A 20,816-nucleotide genomic window follows, 5' to 3' on the forward strand; every position below is an offset into this window, starting at 1 on the left:
GGCTTCCCTGCCACCCCATAGGATCTACAAGCTGTGTCCAATCGTCATCATTGCGATCATCAACGCAACAATAATTGAACCTGTTTCACCACCGCAAAACCGGCTATGCATGCGCGCTTCACCGAGGACTTGTGCTTGACGCCCGACAACGATCCGTCTCCCGCGCCGTTCGGCGCATTCGCCCCGAATGCCGCGCAGGCCGCGATCATCCGGCTTGCCCACCGCACGCGGCTGAAGCGCGGCGCGTTTCGCCCCTGGCTGTCGCGGCTGGTGAACCTGCTGCGCGCGGGTCCCATCGACGTGCCGTATCAGGGCGCCTCGTTCCGCTTCTACCATCAGGCCAGCGCCACCGAGCGCGGCGCGCTGTTCAATCCCGCCTACAACATCGAGGAGCTGGATTTCTTGCGCACGCATGTGCCCGCTGGCGGCGTATTCGTCGATGTCGGCGCCAATGTCGGCACCTATGCGCTTGCGTTGGCGCGGCATGTCGGCACTGATGGCAAGGTGATCGCGATCGAGCCGCATCCGGTCACCCATTCGCGGTTGGCCTTCAACAACACAGCCTCCGGCTTCACCCAGGCGCGACTGGTCGCGGCCGCCTCCGGCCCGGCCGATGGCGAATTGTTGATTGAAACCGACGGCGACAATCTCGGCGCCAGCCGCATCGTGTCCGGCGAAGCCTCCGCCAAGGCGATCAAGGTGCCGTCGCTGCGGCTGCAGCGCATTCTCGAAGAGGCCGGGGTCTCGCATGTCGACGCGCTCAAGATCGATGTCGAAGGTTTTGAGGATCGCGTGCTGACCGGCTTCTTCGCCGACGCCCCGCAGGCATTGTGGCCCCGTGCGGTCGTGATCGAGCATCTGTCAAAGGACGAGTGGCTGGACGACTGCATCGCCGACATGCGCGCACGAGGTTATATCGAGAGCGGCAAGACCCGCAGCAACACATTGCTGACACGACGCTGAATTTCCCTGGCGCAAATCATTCCTCAAACCGCAGGAGAGCTTGATGATCGACCACATCGGATTTTCGGTTTCGGATTATGAACGCTCCAAGACTTTCTATCTGAAAGCCCTGGCGCCGCTCGACTACACCCTCGTGATGGAAGTCACGCAGGAACAGCACGGCCACGATCCCGCGGCGGGTTTCGGCGCCGATGGAAAGCCGGATTTCTGGATCGGCGGCGAAGGCGGATTGGACAAGCCGTTGCATGTCGCGATCGTGGCCAAGGACCGCGCCACGGTGGACGCCTTCTACAAGGCGGCCATGGCCGCCGGCGGGCGCGACAACGGCGCTCCCGGAATTCGCTCGCACTACCACCCGAACTATTACGGCGCATTCGTGCTCGATCCCGACGGCCACAATATCGAAGCCGTCTGCCACGCGCCGGCTTAGCTGTCCCGCCGGTTCCATTTTTGGATCGCGCGGGAACTTGATGGCGTCGTGGCCGTTGTCGTCCCCGGAGTTGACTACTTCAGGAGACGCGATGCCGATTGAACCGCCGGAGATACCGCCGGCGACACCGGGACAACCGACCGAGCCGCCGGCGGAGAGCCCGCCGGGCAGTCCTCGTCCGGAGGTACCACCACCGCTCCGTGAACCCGGTCAGCCACCACAACCGCAGGACTTGCCGGGCAAGATGCCGGATGAGTTACCGACACGCGGGCCGAACGGCCCCCCGCACTCCCAATCCCGCCACCGATCCGAGGACCGCATGAACGCTCCGCCTGAACACGCAATGAATAATGATGCACGCAACCCATTGCGCCAATGAAATAAAAAGCATCCGACCATTTGTAGGTCGCCACAATGCGGCCTAATGATTAGCCGTTCAATCGACCAACTGACATGTCAATAAAGGCCATTCCGTTGCTGTCAGGCCTATTCCGGGGACCAAGGACATCATGACAAACCTTCGCATCCTGCTGCTCGCCACGACTGCCTTGACGGCGACGCAGCTCGCGACCTCCGCATCGCATGCGCAGACCGCACCGATCGTCGTGGCGCAAGCCAGGGAAGAGGTTGGCCCGGACGGCAGGCCCAAGGCGCCGCCAAAGGGCGCTCCGCCGCCGGCTGCCGCGCCGAAGGCCCCGGCTCCCCCGCCACCCCCGGCTGCGGCACCTCCGCGTCCGGCTGCCCCTCCGCCGCCACCGCCTGCTGCGGCTCCGCCACCGCGTCCAACGCCGCCCCCGCCGCCTCCAGCGGCTGCGCCGCCGCGCCCGACGCCACCGCCGCCTCCCCCGGCTGCCGCACCGAAGGCACCGACGCCGCCTCCGCCACCTCCCGCTGCCGCGCCGAAGGCACCGACGCCACCTCCGCCGCCTCCCGCTGCCGCGCCGAAGGCCCCGACTCCGACTCCGCCGCCCCCGGCGGCTGCACCTTCGCGCCCGACGACGCCGCCGCCCCCTCCGCCGGCAGCCGCGCCTGCGGCGCCGAAGCAACCGGCCGCACCGACTACGCCACCACCGCCGCCGTCATCTCAGAAGGGGACGCCATCGCCCGTGCCAACGCCGCCCCCGCCGGCTGGCGCCAAGCAGCCGCCGGCACCTGCCACCACACCCGCTCCCACGGCGCCACCGGCGGCCGCCCCTCCGCCTGGCGGAAGCACGACGACGGCGCCACCGCCGCGTCCCGGCGCACCAACGACGCCTCCGAGTGCGGGCGCCCCGACAACCGCGCCGACCACGCCGCCAGGACGACCCGGCGCGCCGCCGCCTGCCGCGCCAAGCGCTGGCGCCCCAGCCGCTCCGGGCGCAACGCCGCCGGCGGCTGCTCCCACGGCACCGACCGCCGTGCCGGGCGCGCCGAACGCCACGCCACCGGCCGGTCGGGCCCAGAACGCGCCGCCGACCGTCGCGCCAGCCTTCCGCCAGGCGCCTCAGGTCACCGCACCACTGCCAGCACCTCCGCCTGCCGCGAGCGTGGCACCGATCCGCGCGGGCGCTCCGCCGTCGGGACCGCAACGCCTCGACGACTTCCGTGGCCAGCGCCGCGAGTCCCAGGAGGGCGGCCGCACGATCATCACCGAGCCCGGCCGGATCATCATTCGCGATCCCGGCGGACAGCAATATGTCCGCCACAGCGAAGTGGACCGCTTCCGCTACGGCGCGCGTGACATCCAGACCCAGACCGTCGGCGGCGAGACCCGCACCGTCGTGATCAGGCCTGACGGCACGCAGGTGATCAACGTGGTCGGCCGCGACGGCCAGTTGCTGCGCCGTATCCGCCGCGACGATCGCGGCCGCGAGGTCATCATCATCGACAACAGCTACCGCGATCCGCGCGGGGGCGGCGGGTTCTATGTCAACCTGGCGCCGCCGGTGGTCCGCATTCCCTACAACCGCTACATCGTCGACGCCGAGGAGGCGTCGCCGGAGGTGCTCTACGAGACCATGATGGCGCCGCCGGTGGAACGGATCGAACGGCGTTATTCGCTGGACGAAATCCGCTACAGCCCCACGGTGCGGCAGCGGATGCCGAGCATCGACGTCAACACCATCAACTTCGAAACCGGATCGTGGGAAATCCCGCCTGATCAGGCGGCGAAGCTGCAGGCGATCGCCGACGGCCTCAACCGCGCGATCCAGCAAAATCCGCGCGCGGTGTTCCTGATCGAGGGCCACACCGACGCGGTCGGCAACGACGTTGACAATCTGTCGCTGTCGGATCGCCGCGCGGAATCCGCGGCCACCTTGCTGACGCAGCAGTTCAACGTGCCGGCGGAAAACCTGACCTCGCAAGGTTATGGCGAGCAGTACCTGAAAGAGCCGATCGACGGGCCGAGCCCGATCAACCGGCGCGTCACCATCCGCAACATCACGCCGCTGCTCACCGGCGGACAGGCCTCGCTGCCGCCGCCCCCGCCCGGCACCGCGCCGCCGCGCTGAGCGAGCGCCGTTACAAAAATGAAAATGGCCGGGAGCAATCCCGGCCATTTTTTAGCTTCTTGTTTTGACGCGTTTTCTACCGCAGATAAGTCTACGCAATCTGCGCAAGCTTGATTGCTATGCGAACCGGTGTCCACTTCGCTCGAAAACGCTATCACGCACACGGCCAGCCCTTTATCGCTCAACGGCGCGGCCGGAAAAGCTTGGCCGTGGCGATGCCTTTCGCCTGGGCGCGCAACCCGGCGCGGTCAGCGTGCTCCTTGGCGAACGCCGCGTCGTCGAACACCTCTTCGGGCTTACGCACGACAGCTATATCGCAAGGCGCAGCGAGGTGCTTCGGCGCTGTTTCCGGCGAATAGCCGACGACGAACGTATTGGCGGTGAACACGCCGCTCGGGTCGACCGTCTGTTTCACCTTGCAGCATTTCGCGTAATCGTCCGTGGAGTAGTAGAACGGCCACACCTTGCTCATGTCGAGGTCGCCGTGGCTCGCCCAGAACCAGCGGTGATCTGCTGTGGAGAATGTGCCATTCGGCCCAACGCCTTCGGCGATGTTGATGTTCTGCCATTCCGCCGCAAGCTTCTGCGCGTTTTGCATTCTGGCGTTGTAGAAGACGTCTAGATTGTAGCCGATGGTGGTGTTGCGCCACGCGTACGACGTCTGCTTGCGCTTGCCGTTTTTCGTCACCGCGGAGTTCTCGCCGCCGAAGTTCTGGCACTGGACAAATACCATCAGGCCATCGCTGCTGCGTCCAACCATCGCATCGATCCGGGTCGCGGCCCACTCGGACCACCCGGAAGTAGCGACCTTGTCGGTGACCTGGGCATTCTTCAGGAACGGGTAGTTGAATTCGCGCGTGCCATGGTAAGTCCAGAGCTGCGTGACGCTTTCCGAGACAGGCGTGATGACGCTGTCGTCGCGCAACGTCATAGAAAGATTGATGAGCTCCTGCTCAGCCCACTCCTTGAATCGCTCCCACCAGGTTGAACCAAAGGACGCGGACCACAAGTACTCGCGCGCGTACAAGCAGGTCATCCCATACGATCCGGGTCTGCATTGGGGTGTTGCGGGCAGATGATGGCCGCAGGAGACATGTTCGCTGCGGGGTTCGAAGTCGTGGCGTACTGGTAGACAAACTTCCAGTAGGGCGGGTCGCCTATCGTATAGACGGGGCAGGAAAAAGCAGGGAGCGCCATGATGAACACCCTCTTCGCTTGCTGTTCGCTGGGAACCGACGCATCTCACACGGGAAGATCAGCCGCTGCTCTGATGGCGATCTTGCGCGGGGGCTTCCTGAAGCCCCGAATTGACGCCAAGGCTGCACATTTCTTTGACACACGCAAGGATGACACGCGCTTAAGTTGCGCATTCAGCGCGGCGCCGAAGGTGGGAATGCGCGCGATCGTGAAGGTGGGGAAATCTATCCGTCCGGATGACGCGTCAATAGCGGGCGCCAGCCCTGTCGCCCCCGGCGACCCGTTTTCGCCAAGGCTCCGCCGGGTGATGGTGCCAGGGCCGCCAGGACGACAATTGTATCAACCCGCGCAACTCAGCCTTGGTCGCTCTCGAGCTTGAAGATCTCCGAGCCTTCGCTGCCGGACAGCAATCCCGTATCCGAATAGAGCTTCAGCTTGGCGCGGGTATCGACGATGTCGAGGTTGCGCATCGTGAGTTGGCCGATGCGGTCCGCCGGCGTGAACGCCGCATCCTCCACCTTCTCCATGCTGAGCCGCTCCGGCTGATAGGTCAGATTGGGGCTCTCGGTGTTGAGGATCGAGTAGTCGTTGCCACGGCGCAACTCGAGCGTCACCTCGCCGGTGACGGCGCGCGCCACCCAGCGTTGGGCGGTTTCGCGCAGCATCAGGGCCTGGGAATCGAACCAGCGTCCCTGATAGAGCAATCGGCCAAGGCGCATGCCGCTGATCCGGTATTGTTCGATGGTGTCTTCGTTGTGGATGCCGGTGACCAGGCGTTCGTAGGCGATGTGCAGCAGCGCCATGCCGGGCGCCTCGTAGATGCCGCGGCTCTTCGCCTCGATGATCCGGTTCTCGATCTGGTCGCTCATGCCAAGGCCGTGCCGGCCGCCGATGGCGTTGGCCTCGAGGAACAGCGCGACGGGGTCCGCGAAGGTCTGGCCGTTCAGCGCGACCGGCTGACCCTCCTCGAAACGCACGGCGACCTTTTCGGCCTTGACGACACAGTCGTCGCGCCAGAACGGCACGCCCATGATCGGATTGACGATCTTGATGCCGCTGTCGAGGTGCTCGAGATCCTTGGCCTCATGGGTAGCGCCGAGCAGATTGCTGTCGGTCGAGTAGGCCTTTTCGGCGCTCATCTTGTAGGCGAATCCATTGGCGGTCATGAACGCCGACATTTCCGCGCGGCCGCCCAGTTCGTCGATGAATTGCTGGTCGAGCCAGGGCTTGTAGATCCGCAAGCTCGGATTGGTCAGCAGGCCGTAGCGGTAGAACCGCTCGATATCGTTGCCCTTGTAGGTAGAGCCATCGCCCCAGATGTTGACGCCGTCTTCCTTCATGGCCGCGACCAGCATCGTGCCGGTTACGGCGCGGCCGAGCGGCGTGGTGTTGAAGTAGGCGATGCCGCCGGTCGAGACGTGGAAGGCGCCGGACTGGATGGCGGCGATACCTTCGTGGACCAGTTGCGCGCGGCAATCCACCAGCCGGGCTTTTTCGCCGCCGAACTCGATCGCCTTGCGCGGAATCTCGTCGTAGTCGCCCTCGTCAGGCTGGCCGAGGTTGGCAGTATAGGCGAAGACGCGCGCGCCCTTTTGCTTCATCCACAACAGCGCCGCGCTGGTATCGAGACCGCCCGAGAAAGCGATGCCGACTTTTTCCCCCTTGGGCAGGCTTTTCAGAATCGTACTCATGTAGCTTCCAATCGGTCGAAATGGCGGATTGCCGTTTGCGGCTTGAGGGCGCGAATAACAAATTTCGCGCTGACGGGCACGCGTTTAATTATCCCGCCTCGCGCCCGCGCCAGCGCTGCCACAGGCGGTAGCCGGGCCAGCCGCAGCGCGCCAGCGCGCCTTCGACCTGCGCATCCGTCAGCCGGGTCGCCGGCCAGCGGTAAATCCAGGCATAGGCCAGCCAGATCACGAAGAAGCTGACGAGACCGGCGGCGGCGACATCGGTAAAGAAATGCCCGCCGAACGCCATTCGCAGCACGCTGGTGACGACCCCGAACAGGGTCGCCGCCGCATAGGCCAAGGGCCGCCACGCCGGCGGCGTCAGCGCCGCGGGCGCGTAGGTCCAGAATGCGGTGGCGCCCTCGCCGGAGAAGAACGAGCAGTTGCGCCCGCACTCCCCGCGCGGATCCCACCACGGCACGAATTGCCAGGGGCCGTTGAACTCTGTCACCACCACCGGCCGCGGCCGTCCCCAGTAGCTCTTGAAGGTGAGATTGGTCAGCACGACCGCGGAGAGCAGGATGGTGACCAGCAGAAACACCGCCGCGCGGCCCGGAACCAGCATCGGCCGGTCCGGCCGCAGCAGCTTTGCCACGATGGCAATCAGCGCCGGCAGCGCCAGCGCCCAGGCGATCCACATCGCGCCATCGCGCGCGAAGGCGGCAAGCCAGCTCTGCTTCAGTGGAAAGGAGGCGCTCGTGGGATCAAAGAACAATGCCGCCAGCTTCAGGTCGAGTTCAGGGAAAATCCCGAACAGCAGTCCGATGACGAGCGACAGGCCCAACGCGATTACAAGTCCGGTCCGGTTCATGGCGCGGGGTTTAGCCGAGGCGGTCGGTGATGAAAAGGCTCACGCTGGCTTCCCTTCGCTCCTTGTGGGGGCGGAAGAAACAAGAAAGCGTCACGCCTGCGGCCGCGACTGCGACGGCAATGGTGGCGGCGGCCGCAAGGGTGGCCGCGGTTCTCGCCAGGCGCCGGCCGAGTGACCTGCGATCATCCAGTAGACGAGGCCGGAGACGATGCCCGCCCCGGTCATGATTTCGAGATGGCGGTGCACGATGCCGTCGAAACGGAGCGTGTCGGGATCAAACGGGACAAGTCCGAGATAGCAGGCCGCACCCACGACCGCGCCGCCAACCGCATAAGCGAGCACGCTGCGGATATAGAACGCTTCCGTGACAAGCACCACGACCAGCGCCGGCAATAGCGCGAAGCCGGACAGAAAGATGAAGCCGAAGCCCAGCACGACGTTGAGCGCGCCCTGATCGATCGGCCCGCTTCCGAGATCGCTGAATTCCGGATACAGCACCGCGCCGACCACGATCATCCCGGCCACGAAGCAGGCGGCGAGAAAAGCGAACAGGATAACGAAGATGCGGCCGATCAATGCCATGAGGTGATTCCGTCGTTGAGCATAGACGGCGCCGCCCACTCCACCGTCATGCCCGGGCTTGACCCGGGCATCCACGCCTTGCTTTGTCGAGCGGAAGCAAAGACGTGGATGGCCGGGTCAAGCCCGGCCATGACGAACTTTGGTGCTCTCGTCATTCTCAATCCGTCATCGCCATGGCGCGCAGCGCCTGGCGCTCGCGCGCGGACAGCTTTTCGGTCTCCGACTTCAACTGGCCGCAGGCGGCGAGAATATCGCGGCCGCGCGGCGTGCGGACCGGCGACGAGTAGCCGGCGTTGAAGATGTATTCGGAGAACTTTTCGATCTGCTCCCAGTCCGAGCACTCATACTTTGTGCCCGGCCACGGGTTGAACGGAATCAAATTGATTTTCGCGGGAATACCCTTGAGCAGCTTCACGAGCAGCTTGGCGTCATCCATGGAATCGTTGACACCCTTGAGCATCACATATTCGAAGGTGATGCGCCGCGCGTTCGACGAACCGGGATAGTCGCGGCAAGCCTGCAATAATTCGGCAATCGGATATTTGCGGTTGAGCGGCACCAGCTCGTTGCGCAGCTCGTCGCGCACCGCGTGGAGTGAAATCGCCAGCATGACCCCGATTTCGTCGCCGGTGCGCACGATGTTCGGCACCACGCCCGAGGTCGACAGCGTGATGCGGCGGCGGGAAATGCCGATGCCTTCATTGTCGGCCGTGATCAGCAGCGCATCGCGCACCGCATCGAAATTGTAGAGCGGCTCACCCATGCCCATCATGACGACGTTGGTGACGAGGCGGCTGCCGGTCGGGGTTTCGCGATCGGCCCAGTCGTTGAGGCGGTCGCGCGCCACCATGATCTGGCCGACGATTTCGCCCGCGGTGAGATTGCGCACCAGCCGCTGCGTGCCGGTGTGGCAGAACGAGCAATTCAGCGTGCAGCCGACCTGCGAGGAGACGCAGAGCGTGCCGCGGTCGGTTTCGGGAATGTAGACGCACTCGACTTCATGCGCCTTCTGGAACGCGTCACCGCTCGGCAGGCGCAACAGCCATTTGCGGGTGCCATCGTTGGAAACCTGCTCGGCCACCACTTCGGGGCGGTCGACGGTAAAATGCTGCTCGAGCTGCGCACGCATTTCCTTCGAAATGCTGGTCATCTCGTCGAATGCCCTGGCGCCGCGGACATACATCCAGTGCCACAGCTGCTGCGTGCGCATCTTGCGCTGCGCGGACGCAACGCCGATCTCGCCGAGCCGGTCGGCGATCTCGGTGCGCGACAGGCCGATCAGCGAGGGCTTTGCCGGCGGCACATAGGTTTCGAGCGGAACCTTCTCCAGCAGCGCCACGGAAGATGAAAGCGACATTAATTCACACGAGACGGTTGAAGCGGATGCATAAAGTGAGCAATGCAACCTGTCCGCCGTAGCTCAGCGAGCGAAGGCGGAAGCGTGCCCACCACAAACGTTAATGGTAGGCACGGCGCGTCGCGCCTTTGCCCACCCTGCGAGTACACTCAAATAGGCCTTCCAGGCCCCCTAAACAACGTCATTCTGGGCTTAAAAGGCCGTTGTTGGAGCATGATCTCTTCGGAAAACCGGAAGCCACTTTTCCGGATCATGCCCTAGCGCTTGCAGTCCTGCGCCAGCCGGTCGAGCGCCTGGGACAGCCCCTTGAGCGAGAAGACGTCCGTGGTCTCGGTGCCCTTGGCCGAAACGCCCTTGACGGTGACTTCGGCGGATTTGCGCATGGCGTTGACCATCTGCTCTTCCTCCGCGGCGTTCTTGATCCAAAGCCCGTCGCCCTGGGTATACATCGCATAGGCCGAGCCGCCGACCTCGAGCGAGGATTCCGAGCCCGGCTTCAGCGCGTATCCGATCATGATCGAAACTTCGTTGACGACTTTCTCGGCCGGGCGCGTCGAGACGAAAGCGTAGGCGGGATCGCGCGGGCGATTCGGCGGATTGGTTTTGGATGACGATGGCTTCGCCAGCGCGAAGCAAACCTTCCTGCCATTCGGCGTCGCCGTGTAGGCGCCCCAGATACCGTACTGACCGATCAAGGTAGGCTCCGCAACGCCCACGGCGGCGGTCGCCGCCGGTTCCGGTTTCGCAGGTTTGGCCGTCGTCGGCTTTGCCGCCGGTGCTGGCGCAGGCGCAGGCTTGGCCGCTTCCTTTGCAGGTTCCTTGGCGCCCTTCGAAGCAGTGCCCTGTGCTTGCGCGAGGGATGACGCCCCACACAACGCCGCAATCGCAACCAGAAATGTCAGTATTCGCAACACGGACAACTGGTTCCCTCATCATTGTGACTGGAAGATGGCCCGAGGGCGCATCGCGCCGCCGGGGGATGGATAGCCGGGAAATGCTTTTTTGGGAAGGCAGTTGCGGTGTTGCTCACCGTCGCAGCCGCGCCTTCGTAACAGGTCCCTTTTGGGAATCAAGGCGCGGGTTTCGGTTTCAGCCTTTCGGCCGGCGATCGCGCTGTTTCTGCCACTGCGCATCGGTCCATTGCAGCAGATCCTCGGCGCCGGAACTGCGCAAATGGGCGCCACCATCCTGCACCACCATCTCGCCATTGATGTAACCGGCCCGATCCGAAATCAGAAAGCTCGCCAGGTCAGCAAGTTCGCCATGCTCGCCGGCGCGGCCGAGCGGATTGCGTTGCGCCCAGCCTTCATCGCGGCCCTCGGGGCGGAGCTGACCCGAAGCCCCAGGCGTCGGAAACGCGCCGGGCGCGATCGCGACCGTGCGCACACCCTTGGGTCCCCACTCCACCGCAAGGCTTTTGGTCATCGCGAGCACGGCGGATTTCGCCATCGCCGACGGCACCGTGAAGGCGCGACCGGTGATGGTCGAGGTCGAGAGAATGCTCAGCACCACGCCTTTGTGCTTGCCGTCGATCCAGCGCCGGCCCGCGGCGAGCGTGCAATACATCGTGCCGTGCAGCGTCGGCGCCAGGATCGCATCCGCCGCCCGCGGCGACAAATGCGCGGTCTGCGCAATGAAGGTCGCAGCGGCATTATTGACCAGCACGTCGATCGGCGCCTCGCGCCATATCGCTTCCATCATGGCGTCGACCGCGGCGCCGTCGCGGATATCGCAACCGATCACGCCGACCTTGCCGCCGAGCTTGCTGCGCATCTTTGCTGCCGTCGCCTCCAGCAATTCGAGCCGGCGGCCGCAAATGATCAGATCTGCGCCGAGCTCGACGAAGCGGTGTCCCATCGCGGCTCCCAGCCCCGAACCGCCGCCCGTGACCAAGATCCGCTTTCCCGCCAGCAGGCCCTTTTCAAACATCGTTTGAATCCCCCTTGAACCACCGCGAAGCCATGCATCGAATCGGATTGTAGCCCGGCTTCAAATCCGGCAAGAAGCTGCCAGCCTCTTATATTCTCGGCCCGAAAAATCAGGTGCGCCCATGAAAGCCATTCTCTGCTCGCAATATTGCCAACCCGACGACCTCGTGCTGGCCGACGTGCCCGATCCGGTGGCCGAACCGGGACAGGCCGTGATTGCGATCAAGGCTGCGGCGCTGAATTTCTTCGACATCCTGATGATCCAGGGCAAGTACCAGATCAAGCCGCCATTCCCGTTTTCGCCCGCCGCCGAGGTTGCCGGCGTGATCGAAAGCGTCGGCGCAGGAGTCACCGACCTGAAGGTCGGCGACCGCGTGGTGGCGTCGTGCGGCCACAACGGCGCGCGCGAAAAGATCGCACTGCCCGCGAGTTCCATCGTGAAGATTCCCGACAATCTGGATTTCGATCGCGCCGCAGGCATCATCATCATCTACGGCACGGCGCTGCACGCGCTGGAAGACCGCGCCAGCCCGAAGCCGGGCGAGACACTTGCCGTGCTGGGCGCTGCCGGCGGCACCGGACTTGCGGCCTGCGAACTCGGCAAGCTGATGGGCCTGAAGGTGATCGCCTGCGCATCGTCGGACGAGAAGCTCGAATTTGCCAAGGCGCATGGCGCCGAGCTCACGCTGAACTACAGCAAGGATGACCTGAAAGAGGGCTTGCGCCGGCTCACGGGAGGCAAGGGCGCCGACATCGTCTTCGATCCGGTGGGCGGCACTTACGCCGAAGCCGCCTTGCGCTCGATTGCCTGGGAAGGTCGCTTCCTGGTGATCGGCTTCGCCGCGGGCGACATTCCGAAGATGCCGCTCAACCTCGCGCTGCTGAAGGGCTGCGATATCCGCGGCGTGTTCTGGGGCGCGTGGACCAGGGTCAATCCGGAGAAGAACCGCGCCAACCTGGAGAAGCTCGTGAAGTGGACCGCGGAAGGCAAGATCTCCTCGCATGTCGATCGCACCTTTCCGCTGGCGCAAACCGCTGAAGCGCTGAAGGTGCTCGCCGGCCGCAAGGCGATGGGCAAGGTGATCCTGCACCCCTGAGAGGCGATGCCGGATCATTCGTTGAATTGCTGAATTGTCGTCCGCATGGAAAATGCGCAACGGTCCGCGCGATGCGCGGCCGGAGAACATGTGTCGCTATGTGACGCATGCCTCAATGTCATTTCACCGAGATCATTTCCCGGTAACAATGCGTGTTCTCAAACCCCTCGATGCCGCTTCTTCGCCTCAATCATACCAAAATATCTCCTCATTCGCGCCGGCCGCCGCCGTTTTTTGAGCCCATTCCGTGTGCGATTTTAACCATCAGTAAAGGGGCTCCTGTACGTCAACAAGAGCAAGAAGCAAGGTGCAGGGGGACGCCCGTAGTTGCGTTCAGTAGTGGGGAGCATCATCCATGGCGGAGAATACCAGGCTGCCGACACAGCCAAGAGATCCGTTCGACAGGTTCGACGAGGCCATCAGCGATCCTCGGTTGTATGAAGCTGATCAATCTCGATACGAGCAGCTGCGATATGAGCCGCAGTCGCGGTATGAGCAGCAGCCTCAGTATGAGCCGCAACCCCAATACGAGCAGCCTCGATACGAGCAGCCCTTTGCGCTGTCGTTTGATCGGACGGACGTGCTGCCGGAGGAGCTGCCGCCACACGAGCCGGTGCCGCTTTTCCTCGCCAATTATGAGGAAGAATCTCATCAGCAGCTTTCCGAATATGCTTTCGCAAGCGGCAGCCGAAGGTTCGGCAGCGGCGGGCTGAAGAAAGCACGCGCAGGACGCATCGTAACCGGCGTCGTGGTGGTGTCGGCGATTGCGGCCGTTCTCGCACTGTTTTCCATCGACTCGACGCGCGCCGTCATCTTCAACGCCTCGCTTGGCGGTGGCGGCGGCAGCGCGCCTCCTCCCGCTCAGCTTGCCGCGGCGGTGCCGGAGCCTGCTCAGCCGCAGCGCATTGCCGCGCCGCCGCTTGCCGCCGAACCGACCGGCGCGGAAGTCGCGGCTGCGCGCCGCACGCCGCCCAATGCGCTGGCATCGGCATCGCCGACGCGCGACGAAATCGCCGCCGCCTATCAGAGCGCGCTCAAAGGCAAGGTCGCGGTGCCCGAGCCGGTGGCGCGCGAAGCTAGCCGCGAGGTCGCTGCGGTAACTCCGGCGGCCCCGGTGGTCGCGGTCGCTCCCGCCGTTCGCGAGCCTGTCCCGGTGACGCGTGAGGCGGCTCCGGCACGGCGCATCGATCCGGACGAGCTTGCGGTGCTGCTGAAGCGGGCGAAGAGCCTGCTTTCGATCGGCGACATCACTTCCGCCCGCCTGCTGCTCGAACGGGCCGCGGACGCGCAGGAGGTGGAAGCCGCGCTGATGCTGGCGGGGACGTATGATCCGCAGGTGCTGGGCAGCCAGGATTTGCGGAGCATCACCCCCGATCCGGCGGCGGCGCGGGTTTGGTACCAGAAGGCCGCCCAGCTCGGTTCGGCAGACGCGAAGCGGCGGCTCGGTCAGCTGCAGAACTAGGCAATACTGAACCAGAGAATTACTCAAGACCAGCGCAGAGGTATCTATGCGACATTTGTTCGGAATGGCATTGCTCGCCATGACGATGGCATGCAGCAACATAGCGGTCCAGGCTGCAGAGACGGAATACGATCCAGCCAAGGTCAGCGACAGCCTGAAGGCTATTTTTCAGTTCGGTTCGGTCGCCACCAAGCAGGCGCTGAACCAGAACACTGTCACGCTTATCTCGGGAACGATCGGCGGCACCTATGTGCAGTTCGGCGCCGACCTCGCTTCCGTGCTCGACGACGGAAACAAGTTGCGCGTACTTCCGATCGTCGGGCGCGGCTCTGTGCAGAGCGTGGCCGACATCCTGTTCCTGCAGGGCGTCGACCTCGGCATCGTGCGAGCCGACACGCTCGACTATCTCGAGAAAAAGGGCTTCGCAAAGGACATCAAGAAGCAGTTCACCTATGTGACCAAACTCTACAATGAAGAGATGTATGTCATCTCGTCGAAGTCGGTCACCAACATCAGCCAGCTCAATGGCAAGAAGGTCAGCGTCGATCTTCCCAACGGCGGCACCTTCGTCACCGCGGCAATCGTGTTCGAGCGGCTCGGCATCAAGCCGAACTTCGTCTATATCGAGCAGCGCATCGCGATGGAAAAAATGCGGGCCGGCGAGATCGACGCGGTGATTGCCGTTGGCGGCAAGCCGTACAAATCGGTCAGCAACTTCAACGACAACCGCTTCCACCTCGTTCCGGTCGACTATGCGCGGCCGCTGCAGACCGACTATCTGCCGGCGACGCTAACGTCGAAGGATTATCCCAACCTGATCGCGGAGGGCGAGAAGGTCGATACCATCGCCGTGCCCGCAGTGCTCGCCGCCTACAACTGGGCGCCCAACACCGACCGCTATCGCAAGCTGGCCCAGTTTGTGGATGCCTTCTTCACGAAGTTTCCGACGTTCCAGAATCCGCCGTTCCACCCGAAGTGGAAGGAGGTCTCGCTGTCGGCGCCGTTGCCCGACTGGCAGCGTCTGCCGGTCGCCGAGCAATGGCTCAAGAGCCACAACGTCGAGGCCGTGTCGCGCGCCAGGTTCGATGAATTCCTGAAACAGAGCCCGGCAACCGCGGCAAACGTCAAGTCGGACGCGGACAAGGAAACCCTGTTCAGGCAATTCCAGGCCTGGGAGGCCGAGCGAGGCGCAAGAGCGCAGGCTCCTCAGCCGCCGGCGCAGCGCTAGGCGCTGGCTATTCCGTCGCCTCGGCGGCGTCGATCCCGCGCTTTAACGCGGCGCGGGCGGCATCGCGATGCTCCTGCGTGATGTGGCCCGCGACCATGCGGATGGCGGTGGCCAGGACGGCGGCATCGTCGGTAAAGCCGAGCAACGGCAGCATGTCCGGCATGAAATCGAACGGCAGGATGAAATAGGCGACGGCGCCGAGCAGCGCCGCCTGCACGTGACGCGGCGTCTGTTTGTCGAACGCGCAATAATAGGCCGCGAGCAGGTCTTCGGCGAAGGGAAGCTGCGCCACCACCTGCTTGAACTTGATCCAGAAGCGCCGACGCACGCTTTCGCGGTCCTGCGCCAGCCGGTCGGCCGGATCGAAACCCGCGGTGTGATCGGACGATGCCATCGCGGCGCTCCCTCAAGGACTCCGGCGCGGCAGATCGCCGCGGGCGCCGGACGTCATTGAACAATTGGGGATGTCCGTTCCGCCGCGCAAGATCGTGGGTGCCGAACTCAGGTGACGCCCAATTGCTTCGCGATGGTATTCATCGCCTTGGCCAGATCGATGTCGAGCCTGGTGACGCCGCCGGCGTCGTGGGTCGCCAGCACCACCTCCACCGTCTTGTAGACGTTCTTCCATTCCGGATGATGGTCGCTCTTTTCCGCCACCAGGGCGGCGCGGGACATGAATCCGAAGGCTTCGTTGAAATCCTTGAAGGTGAAGGTCCGCCCGATCGCCTCACGTCCCGGCGTCTCGGACCAGCCGGGAAGTTCCGCCAGCGCCGATTTCCGCGCCTCCGCCGACAGCCGTTCCGCCATGATCGCCTCCCGTTTCACACCATCTCCACCCTAACACCGAAGGCCGCTTCGGGGATCCCCTGCCCAAAATCGGCCGCGACGGGTGACCGGTGGCGGTTCGGAACGCTGGTAACCATGACGGAGTTGTAACAATGGTTAAGCGGGAAATTTGCTAGGGTGCTCGTGCAAGTGTGCCCGGCGGCATGAAATGGCACCTCCAACGATCATCCAGGGATTGATGACCGACGGCCCCCTTCTTTCGGAAAAGCCGGCCCCACCTTCGCCCCGCTCAGCGAAACGACGGCTGACCTTCGTCACGCTGGCCGGCGTGCTGGCCATCGTCGGTGCGCTGGTGGCCGGCTATTACTTTGCCATGCGGCCCGTGACCCTGCGGATCGCCGTCGGCCCGGCCAACAGCGACGACCTCAAGGTCGTTCAGAACTTGACGCAGGCCTTCAACAATCAGCGAAACAGCGTGGTCCGGTTGCGCCCGGTGCAGACCGATGGCGCGGTGGCGAGCGCCAATCTGCTCGGCGAAGGCAAGGCCGATCTTGCCATCATCAGGGGCGACCTCGATGTGCCGAAGAATGCGCTGGCCGTGGCGACGCTGCGCAAGAACGTCGTGGTGCTGTGGGTGCCGCCTGCGGCCAAGACCAAGGGGAAGAAGGCCGCGCCCGCCATCACGAAAATCGGCCAGCTCGCCGGGCATCGCATCGGCGTCGTCGGCCGCACCCAGGCCAACGTCAATCTGCTCAAGGTGATCCTGCGGCAATACGGCGTCGATCCGGCGAAGGTCGAGATCATCCAGTTTCCCGCCAACGAGGCCGCAGAGACCATTCGTAACCAGAAGGCGGACGCCTATCTCGCCGCCGGCCCGGTCAACAGCAAGATCACGGCGGACGCGATCACCGCCTCTGCGCGCGACGGCGGCACGCCGAAATTCCTTGCAATCGATTCGGCCGAGGCGATTGCGCAGAACCATCCCGCCTACGAGGCCTCCGACATCCCGGCCGGAACGTTTGGCGGCGCACCGGGCCGGCCTGAGGAAGAGGTCAAGACGATCAGCTTTTCGCACCACATCGTGGCGCGCAGGGGTATTGCGGAATCGACCATCGCGATCTTTACGCGGCAGTTGTTTGCGATCCGCCAGACGCTGAAGAACGAATTTCCGCTGGCCGCCAAGATCGAAACGCCCGATACCGACAAGGACGCCACCATCCCCGTTCATCCCGGCGCCGCCGCCTTTGTCGACGGCGAGGAAAAGACCTTCCTCGACCGCTACAGCGATTACATCTGGTGGGCCTTGATGGCGCTATCGGCGATGGGTTCCGCCGGCGCCTGGTTCGCCGGATATCTCAAGAAGGATGATCGCAGCATCAACACGTCGCAGCGCGACCGGCTGCTCGACATGCTGACCGCCGCCCGCCAATGCGATTCGATGGAAGAACTCGACCGGATGCAGTCGGAAGCCGACGCCATTCTGCGCGACACGCTGCAATGCTTCGAGCACGGCGCGATCGAGCAAGGCACGTTGACCGCGTTCAACATCGCGATCGAGCAGTTCCACAACGCGGTGGCCGACCGCAAGGCGCTCCTGATGAGCATGCCGCAAAACCTGCAACGGGCGAGCGCGCAATTCCGTGCTGCCGGCAATGCGTGATCTGCAAATCCCGTAATCGAACCGTCATGAATTCTTTCTAGGTCTGTCGGTGCTATCGTCGCACCCGCGCCAGATCCGAAAGAGGCCCGCATGACGTTCAAGATTTCCCGCAATGGTCGCCGCGGACTTTCCCGGCGGCGCCTTCTCTCCGCTGCAGGTGCCGGTGCCATCAGCGCGCTTGCCATGCCTTATCTCAGCCGCGCCGCCGACCGGCCGGTTGTTACCTCCGGCCTGCAATCCGGTGACGTCGGCGCCGATGGCGGCGTGGTGTGGGCGCGCGCCGACCGTCCCTCGCAAATGCTGGTCGAAGTCGCCACCTCGGAGTCCTTTGCCAACGCACGGATGCTGCCGCCGATCGCAGCCCTGCCGGAAACCGACTTCACCGCGAAAATGCTGCTGGAGAACCTGCCTGCGGGACAGCAGATCTTCTACCGTGTCCGCTTTCGCGACCTCGCGCATATCGGCATCGAAAGCGAAGCGGTAGTCGGACGGTTCCGCACCGCGCCGGCCGATCGCCGCGACGTCAGCTTCGTCTGGGGCGGCGACGTTGCCGGACAGGGCTGGGGCATCAACCCCGACGACGACGGCATGTTCACCTTCGCCACCATGCGCAAGCATCGCCCGGATTTCCTGCTGCATTCCGGCGACACCGTCTATGCCGACGGACCGATCAAGGACGAAGTCACTCTTGCCGACGGCAATATCTGGAAGAATGTGACGACCCCGGAGAAGTCAAAGGTCGCCGAAACGCTCGACGAATTCCGCGCCGCGCACAAGTACAATTTCATGGACGAGCATCTGCGCGCGTTCAACGCCGAAGTGCCGGTCTTGGTGCAGTGGGACGACCACGAAGTCACCAACAACTGGTCGCTGTCGAAGGAATTGCCGGCGTCCTACAAGGAACGCAACATCACCCTGCTCGCCGCCCGCGCGGCGCGCGCGTTCCACGAAATGTATCCGATGCGCGAGAGCATCGTGGAGCCCGGCCGGGTCTATCGCGTGCTCAATTACGGGCCGCATCTTGATGTGTTCATGCTGGACGAGCGCAGCTATCGCGGCGCCAACGGTCCGAACCAGGAGACGGTCTATGGGCCGGGAAGCTTCTTTCTCGGGCCTGCGCAACTCGCCTGGTTGAAGCGCGCGCTCCTCAACTCGCGCGCCACCTGGAAAGTGATCGCATCCGACATGCCGCTCAGCATCATCGTCTATGACGATGCGCCCAACAAGAAGGGCTCGGAAGCCGTTGCGCAGGGCGATGGGCCGCCGCGCGGCCGTGAACTGGAGATCGCCGACCTCTTGCGCTTCATCAAGACATCAGGCGTCGTCAACACCGTGTGGCTGACGGCGGATGTGCACTACGCGGCTGCGCACTACTACAATCCCGACAAGGCGCAGTTTGGGGAATTCGACCCGTTCTGGGAATTCGTCGCAGGTCCCCTGCACGCCGGCACGTTCGGACCGAACGACCTCGACAATACCTTCGGACCGGAAGTGAAGTTCATCAAGGCGCCGGGGCCCGGCAATCAAAACCTGCCGCCATCGGCCGGCATGCAGTTCTTCGGTCACGTCAGGATCGACGGCGCCACCGGACAAATAACGATCACCCTCCGCGACCGCGCCGACGTGGCGCTGTGGTCGACGACGCTCGATCCGAAGCCAGTGTAGTTGAGCCCGCGTAGTTGTCGCGAAGGGCTCAACCGCTCATGGCCTGCTGCCGCGGTTCTTCAGCAGCGCCTGCAGCGCATCGGTCGAATAGGGCTTGGGCAACCTCGGCTTGCACACGAACCGCGCCGGCAGCCTGGCGTCGGTGGCACAGCCGGTGACGAAAGCAAAAGGAATTTTCAGCGCTTCGAGCCGTTCGGCTACGGCAAAACTCTTCTCGCGGATGAGGCTGACATCGAGCAGCGCGAATTGCGGCGGCCGGTCGGCAATCATATCGAGCGCTTTGGCCACGTTCGCGGCGGTCCGCACCGTTTTCACGCCAAAACCCAAAATCGTGTCTTCGAAATCGAGCGCAATGATTGGATCGTCTTCGACGACCAGCACATCGCTGGGCATGCCGTCATAGGAGGCGGGGTCCATGTCTCTCGCCAGTTCAGGGTTCAGCATTTGCTCAGAGGCCCGGGCCGAAGCCCCGGAAGGCACAACACCAGCCGACGCCCGTAAAAGCGCATCACCGGTTCCGGAACTGAAACCACCACATGTAAGTCCTATCGTCTGTCCACTAGTGCACACATAAACGGGGATTGGATCGATTATTGTGCTCCGGCGGGGAGCAGGAACCTTCAATGATTTTGCGACAGGAAGATGCGGCCGGCGGGCGGCCGTTCAACAATTTGTTGCGCCGACTGAACGACGCCGATTTTGCGTTGATCGAACCGCACCTCGTCCCCGCCGACGCCGCTCCGAACGACCTGCTCTACAGCCCCGGCGACCACGTCGAGACCGTGCACTTCCCCTGCGGTCCCAGCCTGGTGTCCTACATGGTGACAAATGAGGACGGCCGCGATGTCGAGACCATCCTGATCGGCCGCGAAGGCGCCGTCGGCGGCAATCGTCAGCCAGGGCTATCTCCCCGCCTATACCCGCATCGCCGTCAAATTCGCAGGTCCCTTCGTGCGGCTGCCGGTCGGCAAGCTCGACACGGCGAAATCGAAATCACGCACGCTGAGCAACATTTTCGCACGTTACGCCGATTGCATGCTGGCCCAGATCTTCCAGTCTACCGCCTGCAACGCCATCCATTCGATCGAGCAGCGGACGGCGAAATGGATCGTTTCGGCGATGGAACGCGCCGACGGCGACGAGGTCGTGCCGCTGACTCATGAGCAATTGGCGACCCTGCTTGGGGTCGGCCGCTCCTATACCAGCCGGGTCATTCAGACCTTCAAGGCGGAGGGCACGCTGGAGACCCGGCGCGGCTCGATCCTGGTCCGCAACCCGGAGGCCATGCGAAACCGGTCCTGCCAGTGCAACGAGGCGGTCAAAGCCCATTTCGAGGTAGTCTTGCGGGGGATCTACCCCGACCCCGAAAAGGCAATTGAGGCGGGCGATGCGCCCAAAATCAGCTAACCAAATGCCAAACAATCCATT

General features: G+C 63.9%; 19 protein-coding genes and 2 pseudogenes. 10 read left to right on the forward strand and 11 right to left on the reverse strand.

Features of this window, described 5'->3' with window-relative positions:
* The first annotated feature begins 135 nt into the window (after positions 1-135).
* The 4 genes and pseudogenes from V1293_RS22955 to V1293_RS22970 all read left to right on the forward strand — a co-directional run bounded on the left by V1293_RS22955 (position 136) and on the right by V1293_RS22970 (position 3,885).
* The gene (locus V1293_RS22955) at positions 136-963 is read left to right on the forward strand and encodes an FkbM family methyltransferase (protein ID WP_334512448.1); all 828 of its coding nucleotides are present in this window, start codon (positions 136-138) and stop codon (positions 961-963) included.
* A 43-nt stretch (positions 964-1,006) separates the two neighbouring features.
* Entirely contained in the window at positions 1,007-1,393 is a 387-nt protein-coding gene (locus tag V1293_RS22960; protein ID WP_334512450.1) for a VOC family protein, read from the forward strand.
* 91 nt (positions 1,394-1,484) lie between these two features.
* Positions 1,485-1,716 (forward strand): annotated as a pseudogene (locus V1293_RS22965) (hypothetical protein).
* A gap of 186 nt (positions 1,717-1,902) precedes the next feature.
* Positions 1,903-3,885, forward strand: a complete 1,983-nt coding sequence (locus tag V1293_RS22970; protein WP_334512452.1) for an OmpA family protein — start codon at positions 1,903-1,905, stop codon at positions 3,883-3,885.
* Between the two features lie 181 nt (positions 3,886-4,066).
* Here the strand turns inward: V1293_RS22970 and V1293_RS22975 are convergent, their stop codons facing one another.
* From V1293_RS22975 to V1293_RS23005, 7 genes are all read right to left on the reverse strand, one after another.
* Positions 4,067-4,912, reverse strand: a complete 846-nt coding sequence (locus V1293_RS22975; protein WP_334512454.1) for a hypothetical protein — start codon at positions 4,910-4,912, stop codon at positions 4,067-4,069.
* A 523-nt stretch (positions 4,913-5,435) separates the two neighbouring features.
* Complete coding sequence (gene argG / locus V1293_RS22980; protein WP_334512456.1) at positions 5,436-6,773, reverse strand: argininosuccinate synthase; 1,338 nt, start codon at positions 6,771-6,773, stop codon at positions 5,436-5,438.
* An 88-nt stretch (positions 6,774-6,861) separates the two neighbouring features.
* A complete protein-coding gene (locus tag V1293_RS22985) occupies positions 6,862-7,623 on the reverse strand; it encodes a phosphatase PAP2 family protein (RefSeq protein WP_334512458.1) in 762 nt (253 codons plus the stop codon).
* A 90-nt stretch (positions 7,624-7,713) separates the two neighbouring features.
* On the reverse strand, positions 7,714-8,205 hold the full coding sequence (locus V1293_RS22990; RefSeq protein WP_334512460.1) for a hypothetical protein: 492 nt from the start codon (positions 8,203-8,205) through the stop codon (positions 7,714-7,716).
* 157 nt (positions 8,206-8,362) lie between these two features.
* Positions 8,363-9,562, reverse strand: a complete 1,200-nt coding sequence (gene rlmN / locus V1293_RS22995; RefSeq protein WP_334512462.1) for a 23S rRNA (adenine(2503)-C(2))-methyltransferase RlmN — start codon at positions 9,560-9,562, stop codon at positions 8,363-8,365.
* A gap of 257 nt (positions 9,563-9,819) precedes the next feature.
* The gene (locus V1293_RS23000; RefSeq protein ID WP_442894267.1) at positions 9,820-10,482 is read right to left on the reverse strand and encodes an invasion associated locus B family protein; all 663 of its coding nucleotides are present in this window, start codon (positions 10,480-10,482) and stop codon (positions 9,820-9,822) included.
* Between the two features lie 169 nt (positions 10,483-10,651).
* Positions 10,652-11,491, reverse strand: coding sequence for an SDR family oxidoreductase (locus tag V1293_RS23005; protein ID WP_334512463.1), 840 nt, complete (start codon positions 11,489-11,491; stop codon positions 10,652-10,654).
* Between the two features lie 121 nt (positions 11,492-11,612).
* Between V1293_RS23005 and V1293_RS23010 the strand changes: the two genes are divergently transcribed.
* From V1293_RS23010 to V1293_RS23020, 3 genes are all read left to right on the forward strand, one after another.
* On the forward strand, positions 11,613-12,587 hold the full coding sequence (locus tag V1293_RS23010; protein WP_334512464.1) for an NADPH:quinone oxidoreductase family protein: 975 nt from the start codon (positions 11,613-11,615) through the stop codon (positions 12,585-12,587).
* Between the two features lie 355 nt (positions 12,588-12,942).
* Positions 12,943-14,049, forward strand: a complete 1,107-nt coding sequence (locus V1293_RS23015; protein WP_334512466.1) for a hypothetical protein — start codon at positions 12,943-12,945, stop codon at positions 14,047-14,049.
* 46 nt (positions 14,050-14,095) lie between these two features.
* Positions 14,096-15,277, forward strand: a complete 1,182-nt coding sequence (locus V1293_RS23020) for a TAXI family TRAP transporter solute-binding subunit (RefSeq protein ID WP_334512468.1) — start codon at positions 14,096-14,098, stop codon at positions 15,275-15,277.
* 7 nt (positions 15,278-15,284) lie between these two features.
* Here the strand turns inward: V1293_RS23020 and V1293_RS23025 are convergent, their stop codons facing one another.
* Together V1293_RS23025 and V1293_RS23030 are read right to left on the reverse strand one after the other, a co-directional pair.
* Entirely contained in the window at positions 15,285-15,671 is a 387-nt protein-coding gene (locus tag V1293_RS23025; RefSeq protein WP_334512470.1) for a YkvA family protein, read from the reverse strand.
* A 107-nt stretch (positions 15,672-15,778) separates the two neighbouring features.
* Positions 15,779-16,087: a 4a-hydroxytetrahydrobiopterin dehydratase gene (locus V1293_RS23030; protein WP_334516861.1), complete on the reverse strand. Its 309-nt coding sequence runs from the start codon at positions 16,085-16,087 to the stop codon at positions 15,779-15,781.
* Positions 16,088-16,301: 214 nt separating this feature from the next.
* Here V1293_RS23030 and V1293_RS23035 point away from each other — a divergent pair, with 214 nt between their 5' ends.
* Positions 16,302-17,723, forward strand: a complete 1,422-nt coding sequence (locus V1293_RS23035; RefSeq protein WP_334516862.1) for a TAXI family TRAP transporter solute-binding subunit — start codon at positions 16,302-16,304, stop codon at positions 17,721-17,723.
* Between the two features lie 90 nt (positions 17,724-17,813).
* Positions 17,814-19,388, forward strand: a complete 1,575-nt coding sequence (locus V1293_RS23040) for an alkaline phosphatase D family protein (protein WP_334512471.1) — start codon at positions 17,814-17,816, stop codon at positions 19,386-19,388.
* 36 nt (positions 19,389-19,424) lie between these two features.
* Here the strand turns inward: V1293_RS23040 and V1293_RS23045 are convergent, their stop codons facing one another.
* Together V1293_RS23045 and V1293_RS36215 are read right to left on the reverse strand one after the other, a co-directional pair.
* On the reverse strand, positions 19,425-19,805 hold the full coding sequence (locus V1293_RS23045) for a response regulator (protein ID WP_334512473.1): 381 nt from the start codon (positions 19,803-19,805) through the stop codon (positions 19,425-19,427).
* Between the two features lie 203 nt (positions 19,806-20,008).
* The gene (locus tag V1293_RS36215; protein WP_442894392.1) at positions 20,009-20,176 is read right to left on the reverse strand and encodes a hypothetical protein; all 168 of its coding nucleotides are present in this window, start codon (positions 20,174-20,176) and stop codon (positions 20,009-20,011) included.
* Here V1293_RS36215 and V1293_RS23050 point away from each other — a divergent pair.
* Positions 20,096-20,795, forward strand: a pseudogene (locus tag V1293_RS23050) (Crp/Fnr family transcriptional regulator). The gene V1293_RS36215 and the pseudogene V1293_RS23050 sit on opposite strands and share 81 nt — an antisense overlap.
* Positions 20,796-20,816: the final 21 nt, after the last annotated feature.

This window comes from Bradyrhizobium sp. AZCC 1693, from assembly GCF_036924745.1.
Taxonomy (GTDB): Bacteria; Pseudomonadota; Alphaproteobacteria; order Rhizobiales; family Xanthobacteraceae; genus Bradyrhizobium.